11 protein-coding genes are annotated in these 12,274 nt (G+C 49.6%); all 11 read right to left on the minus strand.

Translation table 11 applies throughout. The annotated features are described in order from the left end of the window. Nucleotides 1–37 precede the first annotated feature (37 nt). A complete protein-coding gene (locus tag B5F84_RS05370) occupies nucleotides 38–1,297 on the minus strand; it encodes a nucleotide sugar dehydrogenase (RefSeq protein ID WP_087321620.1) in 1,260 nt (419 codons plus the stop codon). A gap of 62 nt (nucleotides 1,298–1,359) precedes the next feature. Beyond that, complete coding sequence (locus tag B5F84_RS05375; RefSeq protein ID WP_087321623.1) at nucleotides 1,360–2,382, minus strand: GDP-mannose 4,6-dehydratase; 1,023 nt, start codon at nucleotides 2,380–2,382, stop codon at nucleotides 1,360–1,362. Beyond that, entirely contained in the window at nucleotides 2,379–3,791 is a 1,413-nt protein-coding gene (locus B5F84_RS09450) for a hypothetical protein (RefSeq protein WP_143786055.1), read from the minus strand. The genes B5F84_RS05375 and B5F84_RS09450 overlap by 4 nt, the downstream gene beginning before the upstream one ends. Continuing rightward, nucleotides 3,784–4,995 (minus strand): O-antigen ligase family protein, encoded by a 1,212-nt coding sequence (locus B5F84_RS05380; protein ID WP_087321625.1) that lies wholly within the window; start codon nucleotides 4,993–4,995, stop codon nucleotides 3,784–3,786. Before B5F84_RS05380 ends, B5F84_RS09450 begins: the two co-directional genes overlap by 8 nt. Nucleotides 4,996–5,003: 8 nt before the next feature. Next, nucleotides 5,004–6,101, minus strand: coding sequence for a glycosyltransferase family 4 protein (locus tag B5F84_RS05385; protein WP_087321627.1), 1,098 nt, complete (start codon nucleotides 6,099–6,101; stop codon nucleotides 5,004–5,006). 19 nt (nucleotides 6,102–6,120) lie between these two features. Beyond that, a complete protein-coding gene (locus tag B5F84_RS05390) occupies nucleotides 6,121–6,669 on the minus strand; it encodes an acyltransferase (protein WP_204205512.1) in 549 nt (182 codons plus the stop codon). Continuing rightward, nucleotides 6,663–7,862 (minus strand): NAD-dependent epimerase/dehydratase family protein, encoded by a 1,200-nt coding sequence (locus B5F84_RS05395; RefSeq protein ID WP_087321629.1) that lies wholly within the window; start codon nucleotides 7,860–7,862, stop codon nucleotides 6,663–6,665. The genes B5F84_RS05390 and B5F84_RS05395 overlap by 7 nt, the downstream gene beginning before the upstream one ends. Next, complete coding sequence (locus tag B5F84_RS05400) at nucleotides 7,862–8,917, minus strand: polysaccharide biosynthesis protein (RefSeq protein WP_087321631.1); 1,056 nt, start codon at nucleotides 8,915–8,917, stop codon at nucleotides 7,862–7,864. Before B5F84_RS05400 ends, B5F84_RS05395 begins: the two co-directional genes overlap by 1 nt. A 2-nt stretch (nucleotides 8,918–8,919) precedes the next feature. Next, nucleotides 8,920–10,032: a glycosyltransferase gene (locus B5F84_RS05405; RefSeq protein ID WP_087321633.1), complete on the minus strand. Its 1,113-nt coding sequence runs from the start codon at nucleotides 10,030–10,032 to the stop codon at nucleotides 8,920–8,922. A 571-nt stretch (nucleotides 10,033–10,603) separates the two neighbouring features. Further along, nucleotides 10,604–11,656 carry a glycosyltransferase family 4 protein gene (locus tag B5F84_RS05415; protein ID WP_239378262.1) on the minus strand — a complete coding sequence of 351 codons (1,053 nt, stop codon included), beginning with the start codon at nucleotides 11,654–11,656 and terminating at the stop codon, nucleotides 10,604–10,606. Nucleotides 11,657–11,709: 53 nt separating this feature from the next. Beyond that, on the minus strand, nucleotides 11,710–12,274 hold a 565-nt coding region (locus B5F84_RS05420), incomplete at its 5' end, for a sugar transferase (protein WP_143786056.1).

Consider the following 12,274-nt stretch of genomic DNA (forward strand, 5'->3'; position numbering starts at 1 on the left):
TCTCACCCTTTCAGCAAAATGAAATCTCGTACTTAGATTAATCCCTGCGGAACAGATCCCGCGTATAGACCTTGTCGGACACGTCCGCAAGCTCGTCGCTCCAGCGGTTGGCGATGATCAGGTCGCAGCGCTCCTTGAAGGCGTTGAGGTCGTGCGTCACCTCGGAGCCGAAGAACGCCGCATCGTCGAGCGTCGGCTCATAGACCAGCACAGGAACACCCTTGGCCTTCACTCGCTTCATGATGCCTTGGACAGAAGACGCGCGGAAGTTATCTGATCCGCTCTTCATAGTGAGGCGATACACGCCCACAGTAGGCGCGGAAACGCCTGCGTACACGAGCTCATTCACGCGCGTGAGCACCTCGTCGGCCACGTGATCCTTGCGCGTGCGGTTGGAGTCCACGATGGCCTCGATGAGATTCTGAGGTACGTCCTTGTAGTTAGCGAGCAGCTGTTTGGTGTCCTTGGGCAGACAGTATCCGCCGTAGCCGAAGGACGGGTTGTTGTAGAACGATCCGATGCGCGGCTCGAGACACACACCGCGGATGACGTCGGTGGCGGAAAGGCCGCGCACTTCACAATAGGTGTCGAGCTCGTTGAAGTAGGAGACGCGCAGCGCGAGGTAGGTGTTGGCGAAGAGCTTGACCGCCTCGGCCTCCGTGAGGCCGAGCACGAGTTCGGGAATGCCGGTCGAGCCGTCCTCGTTCACGCGATCGAGTTCTGCGGGATCGGCACCCTCGGCGAGAAGTGCCGCAAAACGCTCCGCGCCGGCGCGAGCTTCGGCATCGTCCGCCGGCGCACCCACCACGATGCGACTGGGATGAAGATTGTCAAACAGGGCATGCCCCTCTCGCAGGAACTCCGGCGAGAAGATGATACGGGAGTCCCCGCGCTCCGCGCGCAGGCGCTCCGTATAACCAACGGGAATGGTCGACTTGATGACGATCAACGCGTCCGAGTTGACCGAGCGAACTGCATCGATCGCCGCTTCAACAGAAGAAGTATCGAAGTAGTTGCGCGCCGGATCGTAGTTGGTCGGCGTCGCAATAACTGCAAATTCAGCACCAGCGTATGCTGCCGTTGTATCAATCGTAGCCGTCAGATTGAGCGTGCGCTCCCCCGCCTTAGCCTCGCTCAAAAACTGCTCGATCTCCGTATCCCGAATGGGCGCCTCAAACCGGTTGAGCATGTCCACTTTCTCAGGAACAATATCCAAAGCATGGACTTCATTGTGCTGCGCAAGCAGCACAGCAAGTGAAAGGCCAACATAGCCGGTACCGGCAACGGCAATCTTCATCTCAGTCTCCAATTGTCAAAGAACGTTACAGGGCAAAAACCCGTCATAAACTGGTTAGAACCCTAAAGTCCGTAGTACTCCCGATACCACTTTGCAAATGCGCGAAGACCATCCTCAAGCTTGGTTGCAGGCTGATAGCCAAAATCGCGCTGAAGCTCCGAGCAGTCGGCATACGTTTCCACTACATCGCCCGGCTGCATGGGAACGAGCTCCTTATGAACGTCGAAGTCATAGTCCTCCGGAAGAACACCTTCCTCCACGAGCACATGTTGAAGCGTATCGACGAATTCAAGCAGCTGTACCGGCTCAGAGTTGCCGATGTTGTAGACCTTGTATCGCGCGCCGGTTCCACAGTCCTCAGGAGCACGGTCCATAACGCGCATAACGCCCTCGACGATGTCGTCCACATAAGTGAAGTCGCGCCGACAGTCGCCCATGTTGTAAATCTGGATAGTCCCCCCCATGCGAAGCGTATTGGCAAACTTGAAATACGCCATATCGGGGCGACCCATAGGACCGTAAACCGTGAAGAAGCGTAGCCCCGTACAGGGAATGTTGTAAAGTTTAGAATACGCATGAGCCATGAGCTCATTGGCCTTCTTGGTGGCAGCGTATAGCGACACGGGATGATCAACCTGATCCATCTCGGAGAAAGGTACCTTTTCGTTTCCACCGTAGACTGAGGAAGATGAAGCAAAGACGAGATGCTTCACGGGATGATGGCGGCACGCCTCGAGAATATTGTAGAAACCGATAAGATTAGAGTCGATATAGGCCTTAGGATTGTCAATCGAGTAGCGTACGCCTGCCTGAGCGGCAAGGTTCACCACAACGTCAAAGCCATTATCAGCGAAAAGGCGCTCGACGAGCGCAGCGTCGGTAAGGTCGCCGCGAACAAAGGTGAAGCGCCCGTCCACATCTACTTCGCGGAGCATGCGGAGTCGATTTCTCTTAATTTCTGGGTCGTAATAAGCGTTTACGTTATCGATACCCGTAATTTGGCAACCCGTTTCTTCAAGAAGCTTTTTCACAAGAAACGACCCGATAAATCCACAGGCACCGGTTATTGCAACAACTTCCCTCATTGGTTACCACCACTTTCAAGAAAGGAACGAACGTCGGCTTGGCTCATATAGATTGCGTAATAAATCACTAAAACCACAACTGTTATCGCGCATGACAAGAGCGTAGAAAAGGAAGATCCTATGATAATGAATAGTACTGCCAGCGAGATTGACGCAGCAAGCGAAGCGCGGTTCCCTAATTTTAAATCCTTTGCAACGACGAAATCACTAACTATATATCTTGCCATTATCCCCACTAGCGACAATGCGACTGTCAGCTCAATGTTTTCGAATACAAAAGCTCCCACAAATGAGCCGGCGGCACCGATAGCCAATGCAAGGAGATTAATGAGGAGCAATTCAAGTTGCCTGTTAAATACTTTGTAGTAAGTAATATAAACTAAATTAGTTTGAGCCTCTAGAACACAAATTGGAATCAAAAAGAGCAAGTATTGTGCCGCAGATGAATACTGTGGGAGCCATGCAACTACAAAAGCTCTCAGCGGATAATACAGTAAATAACCTACTGGAAGTAACCCCAGTGACAGCAGCCTGACCTTGAAAAAAAAGAACTTAGCATCTTTTTTTTCAAGTTGTCTAACAGCGGGAAAAAGTACCATGCTAATCTGCGTGATGAATGTAATGGCAAAATTCACCATTGAAAGCGATAGGGACAATTGCCCAAATTCTTCAATTCCCCATCTCCAGTCAATAACAAATCTCGCACATCCGAGAATGAGCATTGAGCAAATATTGGCCGTACTCAAGATGAGCCCATTCTTCATTTCCAATAGGCTCCCCTTTAAAACGGAACTCATCTTTTTCGGAACTGTACTCAACAGCTCTTTTACGTTATATAAAACATAGATTAATGAGATGAATCGCGCACAAAGAAAAAGAGCAACGTATACTCTAAAGTCGTCAATCTTCATTGCTGCACAAAGAAGTAGTGGCGCCAGAAAAGCAAGACGGTCAAACGCCAGTGAGTATGAAAACTTTCTCGTTTCATTGATTGCCTGCAGAAAATAGCCCCAGAAATAGCAGGCGTTTGAAATAACAAGATACGCTGATTCGGCCATAAGCACATACGAGCGATTTGCGTCGGAAACGGTACAAAGTGTAATAACTATTATTATTAATGAAAAAGCAACTTGATACGCTAGAAAGAATCTAAACTGCGCATTGATGAAGGCGCCGTCTATCTCGTCTCTATACTTCCCACCGTTACGTAAGTACACACCGTCTACCAAACCAATTTGAAAATAGGAAACATAGCTTGAGTAGAAAATGAATAGTTGCCAATACCCAAAAGATTCAACCCCAAGAATCTTTGGAATAATCAGGGTCATTATCATACTGCACAGAAGGGCCAGGCCCTGGGCACCTAACGCAGCGAGACTATCCAACCTCAGTTTCTTGGTGTTAAGCATTTTTTTCAACTCTTTTTTTTATAGTCAAGCTTATTAGCAGAGCCAATGTAATTAGTATCCAAAATGTCTTTGACGTGTTCAAAGACAGGCTCAGTTCCATTACAAAAATGCCGGCAAGACAGCCAATTAGCCAGATACTTTTACTTTTCACAAAGGCATTGAGTGCAATCCAGTGCAGGGACAGCAAGATAACTAACCCCGCTATGCCCAAATCGATTAATGTCTCAAGCCAAAAATTGTGCGCCTGTAAGCCCACGCCACTATACAGGAGCGTCGACCGTAATCCCTTGCCAAACAACTGATCCAGTAGCGAAAAGCTTTGGTAATTCTCCCAAAGATTCTCCCTTATGAAGCTGCGCCCTGAATCGCCGTGTGCAAGAATATACTCAAGTGAAAACCGCTCGGCAGTCTTCTCAGGCAGTAGCCTCAACGCTATTCCCAGCACAGCTAGAATAATAATAAACACTAGCAGAGCTAGAAATATGGTTCTGACTTGGTTTTTGTCGATGATAAGAGCAAACAATACAATTGTGATAATAGTTGCTGCATATGCAATTAACGCACCCCTTGAACCAGAATATAACGGTACTAGCAAAAACGCGATTGATAGCGCACACCATTGAGCTCCACGCGCGTTAAGAAATTTGCAAAAGGAATAGGACAAACCCGGGATAAAGTAAAGGCAAAACGTATTGGGATCTGTTGTGTTTTCACCAACGGCTGCTACTAGCCTTGTGCTCTCCATCTGAGTTGCATAGCTACCGCTATTGAAATAATAAAAAACCAACATCACCATGCTGCTGGCTACATAAGAGCCTGCAAGCAGCTTTATTTGCCTAGAATTATCGACCAACATAACAGAGAGGATTACCAGGGCAATGTTGCCGACATACTTTATGAAGCTGTCGACGGCAACCGATAGCGACTGCTGCGAATGCGGGACATTCCAGGCCAGCAAAACGACCAACAATAGCGGCAGAGCCAGCTCAGCATTTCTATTAATCTTAATGCGCTTCAAACAGAGCAAGCCGCTAAAACCGACCAAAAGAAACATGATCCTGGTAATGGGCACGCCACCAGGAAGCTTGATGTACTCAAAGGGATAGCAGGCAATATATATAGCCATGCAGACGCTGAATAAGTCTACTGACTTAAAGTATCCACTTATTCTATCAAACCTTTTTTGAATTTGTTCTAGGATCATCTGTTTTCTTAATTCTTATCGCTGTTAATTATCTCACATACCTTCTTAATATGATTCTCAACGGTAAAATGCTTTGAAGATTGAACGCAGCCTCTGCTCATCGTTTCCCAATTCTTATATGCGTCTAGCAATCCGCGAACAATATCTTGGCGATCTCCTGGCGTGACCAAAACACCATTCGTTCGATTGATTACTTCATCAATAGCCCCAACGTTAGACACTACTGGCACGCACCCACAACTCATAGCCTCAAGCATTGAGATCGGCAGTCCCTCTGCATAGGACGGAAGACAGAACAGCAAGGCGCCTTGATATAGTTCTATCTTCTTATTTCCTCGCACAATTCCGTGAAAAATAATCCGCCCTTGAGACTCGCCTGCCTTTTGGACCACATACTTTCTAACATCCGCATCCCCATCGCCGCAAATATCTAATTGAAAATTATTTGGAAGGGAGGAGAACGCTTCGACCAAGTCAATAATACCTTTCTGCTTGTATAGATGGCCCATGTAAATTATTCTTGGTTTTTTATTGCTTCGATCAACTGCGTGATGCTGGGCATGAGAAATCGTATGGAATGGATATAACACACTGCAGCGTTCTGGAGTCGCTATTCCTGAATGAAGAAATATATTCCTTGTCTTTTTGGAAAGTACCAGGATGTGGTTTACCTTTTTCATCCTGTCTAAAATCTCTCTATCAACATACCCGATTCCCGTGAGATACTTATCCAGTTCATTTGCATGATGAAGATATAAATAGCTCCGAGCAGATGTCTTCTTTTGAACCTGACCAATCACCCTTAGTTCGCGTAGAAGGGAAAGCCCTCTCGAAGTATTTACTAGAAGACCGTCAGCACCAATCCGTGCGGCTTTCGAACCAATATATCTCGATGATCCAAGTGAACGCATCAGACCAACTGGATTATTGGCCTCCAACCTCTTACCTGTTATAGAAATTAGCGACTCCTGAAAAAAGGGCTGAATCCCGTTTTCTATAAAACGCGAAACGCTCCTTTCGTAGGCATTCATTACAGTTTGTATGCCGCCAAAAGAACCACTATCACTCTTTAAAGGTCCTACAACGAGTAATTTCTCAAAATGCATTGGCTTCCCCAAGCTGCTCCTACGACTTTTTCTTAAAATATTCCTTTAGAGCCTTCTCCTTCTCAGCTCCGACTAGGTGACCGAGATGCAGCGACTCCTTTTCTATCTTTTTCAAATACTCTCCAGTTGACTCAATAACTTTCGCTGGAACACCCGCGATTACTGAATGGGATGGGACGTCTTTGGTCACGATTGCCCCCGCACCTACAACGACATAATCTCCTATTGTTACACCGGGTAGAATGATTGCATTGTTACCAATGTAGACCTTGGACCCCAACGTAATCGGCTTTGTTATCTCTAAAGTCGGCTCAACATCTCTGAACAGAAGGGTGCCACCATCATGGGTGATAAATTTAACTCCATCCGTGATATAAATATTTTCACCAAAAGTGAGAACCCATGGCTCGGAGCCAAAATCGATTTTTCCGTATAGGTGGATTTTCCTGGGATTTTTACAATTAATCTGAAGATGGCGGGAGATATATCGAGCGGTGTTAACTCGCCTCAATATACAACCGTACAGCTTACGCAGTATTTTCCTAATTAACTCGACGATTCTTAGCAAGGCTCCACATCCTCAAAGTACGTATCGGGACAATTAGGATTAAACGCCTCGTTAGCCCACATCACGGTGACTAGATCATTCGTCCTCGAAACGTTCGTGATGCTATGTGTCATACCGGCTGCCATCTCAACCACGGTTGGGTTATCCCCGCTTACGTGGTATTCGTCGACAGGATAAGGCTTACCCTCCGCATCGACGCCAACTTTGCGCAGGCGAATCAGCGCCTCGCCAGAAACAACCAGGAATTTCTCCCACTTGGTGTGGTGCCAGTGGTTGCCCTTGGTAACGCCGGGCTTGGACACGTTAATCGAGACCTGCCCGCGGTCCGGGGTGCGCAGGAACTCGGTGAACGAGCCACGCTTGTCACGGTTTACATGCAGGGGGTACGCCAGCGATCCAGCATCGTAGTAACTCAAAAACGTCGCGTACAGTTTCTTAGAAAAGCTGCCGTTAGCCTGGTCTGGCACTGAGATGTTTTCGCGCGCGTCTCGGAAGCTCTCCAGCAGCTCAACAATCTTGCCGAGCGTCGCTTTATCCGTAGGCCCAGAAACACAGATGCCATTACCGTCTTGCTCCACATTGCCCAGCAGAAGCTCGAGCATGCACGAAACAAGATCATCGATATACAGCAGCTCGAGCTCAACAGAGGGGTCATTCACATGGAACTCACGCTCGTTGGCAATCGCGTCGCAAAAGGTCGCGACGGCGGAGTTGTAGTTGGGTCGGCACCACTTACCGTATAGGTTAGGAAACCTATAGATATAGACCGGCGCACCGGTACGCTCAGAATACTCGCGGAACAGGTTCTCCCCCGCCAATTTGGATTCACCGTAAATAGAACCTGCATAACGCCCCTCAAGGGATGCCTGCGCGCTCGAAGAGAGCATAACGGGGCACTTGTTGCCATGGTGCTCAAGCAACCCCAGTAGCTCCGAAGCAAACCCGTAGTTTCCCTTCATGAAGTCCTCGGGGTTCTCTGGACGGTTCACGCCGGCGAGATTGAAGACGAAGTCCGCCTCCGCACAGTACAGCGAAAGCTCTTCACGCGTCCCGTCGATGTCGTACTCATACACGGTAAGCGGCAGAAGGCTCTGATAGCGCTCCCTGCGGTCCTTGCCGTCGCGAATGTTCTTGAGCGACTCACAGAGGTTCCTACCTACAAACCCCTTGGCGCCGGTAACGAGAATCTTCACTACTGAACCGCCTCGTTCTCACGACCCTCAAGCGCAAGCTGCACGTACTCAGCCGTCTTAATCTTCTCGACCGTTTCGGCAACGTTGAGACGTCGTGTGTTGTGGGAAGTGTAGGGCTCATCTGCTTGCGTCTTGACCTCACCGTCGACAACGAAGTCATCGTAGTTGAGGTCTCGTGAGTCGGAATGAACGCGATAGTACTCACCCATATCCTCAGCGCGCAAGCGCTCCTCTCGCGTCATAAGGGTCTCGTAGAGCTTCTCGCCATGGCGGGTGCCGATTACCTTGGTGCCCGTCTTGCCAAAGAGCTCCTGAACGGCTTCGGCGAGGTCGCCGATCGTGGAGGCCGGGGCCTTCTGGATGAACAGATCGCCCGGGTTGGCATGCAGGAATGCAAACTCCACCAGATCAACGGCCTCGTCGAGGTTCATGAGGAAACGCGTCATTGAGGGGTCGGTGATGGTGACGGGCCGACCGGCGCGAATCTGGTCGATGAAGAGTGGAATCACGCTGCCGCGCGAGCACATCACGTTGCCGTAGCGCGTGCAGCAGATGGTAGTTCGGCCAGCGCCATTGCGAGCGTTGGCATAGATGATCGACTCCATCATGGCCTTGGACTTGCCCATGGCGTTGATCGGGTAGGCCGCCTTGTCGGTAGATAGGCACACGACGCGGTCTACGCCCTCGGCGATTGCGGCGTGAAGCACGTTATCCGTACCAATCACGTTAGTGCGCACGGCCTCCATGGGGAAGAACTCGCAGGACGGCACCTGCTTGAGCGCCGCTGCATGAAAGATATAGTCAACACCGTGCATGGCATCGCGCACACTCTGGGCGTCACGCACATCGCCGATGAAGAAGCGAACCTTGTGCGCGTGCTTGGGATGACGAGCCTGCAGGGAGTGGCGCATATCGTCCTGCTTCTTCTCGTCACGCGAGAAAATACGAATTTCGCTAATGTCGGACTCCAGGAAGTGCTTGAGCACCGTGTTGCCAAAGCTTCCCGTGCCACCGGTAATCATGAGGGTCTTGCCGGCAAACACATTGTGTGCCATGTCTACCCCTTTCTTTTGTCTATTTGCTCGAAGAACGATCTTGCACGAGAAGAGAATCGATGAAAATCGAAATGGTCATGTCGAAAATTAGTTGTATTATTTTGATCTAGATTCTTGATATCACCTAAAAGCGTATTTTCTGTAGTCACGTAGCCGCATCTAGTTCTCTTGACCCATGCTTTAAGATCGCTATTGTCATTGCATATAACAGGAGTTCCGCAAGATATGCTTTCTACAAATTTGGTGGGAAACCCCGCGCGGGTAACTCTGTTGTCATCGCGGACTATTATCGAGTAATCCGCTCGTTTCACATAGCCAAGCGCCTCATCATGGGAAACACGTCCATGGAATACGACGCGATCATCATCAATCGCATATCCGTAAATCCGTAAGAATTCTTCTGCTGTTATACCGACAACATCAAGTCGAATACTCACCGTATTCGGCAGGTTAACCACAGCTTTTGCTACTAAATCGAGCCTCTCTTTGGTTTTGCTTGGTTTTCCCGCGTATACAAGCCATAAACCATCGTGCAAAGGAGTTTCTATTGATGCCCACTTATTCTCAGAAATATCAACCAACGGTGGTAAAAGTACCGTGGGCACACGCGTGCTGTAATAGTTCTCTAGATAACTACTAATAACAATTAGTCCATCCATGCGCGGCTGAAGAATCCTCATCCGGATGGTTGTGTCGATGTATTTTAGCAACGACTTCGGGAATGCAACATCTCTAGCACGGTACCATTCGGTGACATCCCCAATACATAAGACGTTTTTTTGCCGGCAAATCTTAATTAACCTGGCAAGAGATAGGGCGGGATAGTTGTAGGCGACTACAAAGCGGATATCCCGGCGTGCTTCGAGAATCTCCTCAATCCGGTCGGTGTCCATACGGGAAGCGATATCCCATTCAGCTTTAGGGCATTCAAAGCATTCGAACCCAAAATAATTCGTTTTGCGAGGTGTCAATATATCATCTGAATAGTTAAGAAAAACAATATTATAGCCGATGTTGGAGAATAGCTTCGCATTCGCGACAACTCGTTGTGCAGCGGCATTGCCGTCGGGCAAAACAAAACCGCCCACATATAGCATGGTTTGAACGTCGTTCAATGGTTTCCTTCCCTCATACCGAGAGAATCTCAGTCGCCCGCTTCTGAACTACCAGTGAGCCGGGAGGGTATGTGCCTTTGAGGACACTTCCGGCAGCGATAACGCTTCCTTCGCCAATCGTGGTGCCCCGCAAGATGATAGAGCCCGCTCCAACCCAGCAATTCCTGCCGATTTCAATTGACCCGAGCTGGAAGCCTCCATCTTTGAGCACTCCCCCCCGATACGAATGATCATGGTCGAAGACAAGGACGTTTGGCCCGAATTCGCAGCCATCACCAATTGAAATCTGACTACGGCAATTTATCTGACAACCATGATTAAGGAAGACCCCGTTTCCAAAGGTCAGTTGGCCACTTCCTTGCACATTGAAGGCACAGCCCCCGCGCGTGCGCAGCGATTTTCCAAAGTCGACGCGTGCGCACGACGACAGCGTAATAGAATCGCTATTTGCAAGACAGGTAAACGGGCTGTACCGCAACCTCGCCCCATGAACAACCTTGCCGAAACCCAACCTTACATTTGTCGCGAGGGTTCGTAGCGATGCCGAAATTAACCTCTTTAATTCCATTATCTATATACCCATCGTTTCACAGATTGTATTATTTACCTTCGTTACATCAAACAGTCCTTCAGCTAACAAGCGGCTTTTCTCGGCCATACGATATCGAAGCTCCCTGTCCTCGATAAGCCTCTTCATAGCCTCAGCAATAGCCGCCGGGCTCTTCGGAGGCACAAGGAAACCGTTCTCTCCATTACGAACAACCTCACGACAACCGACGGCGTCAGCGACAATCAGAGGCCTCCCTGTTGCCATAGCCTCAAGGGCAGATTTTGGGGTTCCCTCGCCGTAGTACGACGGTAGGACAAAGCAACTTGATGCTTCTAGGAACGGCTGAACGTTTCGCTGCTCTCCATGATAAGCAACGGTCTTATCCATGATATAAGGGCGGAGTTCTTCTGGCTTAAGAGCAGTCGGATTAGTGTCGTAAGGCCCAACAAGATGAAACTCAGCGTGTGGATACCTTTTTTTCACCATTCGAGCCGCTTCCAGATAATCGAAAACGCCCTTCCCTTTTACCAGACGCCCAACGAATAAAAATGAATTAATTTCAGGGAGTGGACGCACTGGGTACTGATTAAGGTTGACACCGGATCCACGCGTCATAACCACCTTATCTTGGGCGACAAGACCGTGAGAAAGGAATAGCTCCGCATCCTCTTTGTTCTGAAAGAAAACCGCTTTTGAGCACCTTAGCGCCGCTCGATATTCCATTCCAGCAATAACGCCAATAATACGTGATTTGAAATCCGTTGCGCGAAACACTGACCCGAGCCCGCCCATCATGGCATATACATCGCCGATGCCAGCCTGATGAGCGGCAATGGCACCGTAAATGTTAGGCTTCGCTTGATAGGTAAATACTTTATCTGGCTTTAACTTCATAAAAAGAGAACGCAGCTCCTTAAGCGTGCCAAGATCAGAAGCAGGATTGATTCCGTTGCGAGATACGCGATACGAGAAGTATGAAACTCCGTGATCGGTGAAAAAGGCGCCCCAAGAGTTCTCGGGCTCATCTCCAAATACGACGACCTCTGCGCCTCGCCGGATGAACTCATCAATCATGTCGATTCGGAAACGTGGAATTGTATTCGTTGCTGCAGTTACTACCGCTATCCTCACCTCGCGCCCTCCCCACTGATCATCGTTCGGATTGTGCGGAAGACAATCCCCAAATCAAGCTTGAGGCATCGGCTCTCGATATACGCAATGTCAATCCGCGCCTTCTCCTTGGGCAGCAGGTCGTAGCCGCCCTCCACCTGTGCGAGCCCCGTAATGCCGGGCTTCACCATCACGCGCTGCTCCCAACCGTGGATGCGCTGGCAAAAGACCTCGTGGAACGCCGGACGCTCCGGTCGTGGGCCGATGAGGGACATGTCGCCGCGCACCACGTTCCAGAACTGGGGAATCTCGTCCAGTCGCTTGTTGCGGAGAAACTTCCCAAAGGGCGTCACACGAGGATCCTCGTCTTTTGCCCACTGAGCCCCACGCGCCTCGGCGTTCTGATACATGGAGCGGAATTTATAGAGGTTGAACACCCGGCCGTTCAGGCCCACACGACGCTGCGCGTAGATGTGTGTTTGATAGCCTCCGTATTGCGGGTTTGAGCGCGGTGGTTTTTCGGGAATGAGCGCGAAAAAGTTTCGGGTCTGAGCGCGGGCACGCCGACCATCCCGTTCGGCC

It is taken from the genome of Olsenella sp. An290, assembly GCF_002159535.1.
In the GTDB taxonomy this organism is placed as follows: domain Bacteria; phylum Actinomycetota; class Coriobacteriia; order Coriobacteriales; family Atopobiaceae; genus Thermophilibacter.

Excerpts from the sequence above, each read along its gene's own strand:
- B5F84_RS05380 (WP_087321625.1), bottom strand. The coding sequence starts at position 4,995 with ATGATCCTAGAACAAATTCAAAAAAGGTTTGATAGAATAAGTGGATAC.
- B5F84_RS05400 (WP_087321631.1), bottom strand. The coding sequence starts at position 8,917 with ATGGCACACAATGTGTTTGCCGGCAAGACCCTCATGATTACCGGTGGC.
- B5F84_RS09450 (WP_143786055.1), bottom strand. The coding sequence starts at position 3,791 with ATGCTTAACACCAAGAAACTGAGGTTGGATAGTCTCGCTGCGTTAGGT.
- B5F84_RS05415 (WP_239378262.1), bottom strand. The coding sequence starts at position 11,656 with ATGATTGATGAGTTCATCCGGCGAGGCGCAGAGGTCGTCGTATTTGGA.
- B5F84_RS05375 (WP_087321623.1), bottom strand. The coding sequence starts at position 2,382 with ATGAGGGAAGTTGTTGCAATAACCGGTGCCTGTGGATTTATCGGGTCG.
- B5F84_RS05370 (WP_087321620.1), bottom strand. The coding sequence starts at position 1,297 with ATGAAGATTGCCGTTGCCGGTACCGGCTATGTTGGCCTTTCACTTGCT.
- B5F84_RS05385 (WP_087321627.1), bottom strand. The coding sequence starts at position 6,101 with ATGCATTTTGAGAAATTACTCGTTGTAGGACCTTTAAAGAGTGATAGT.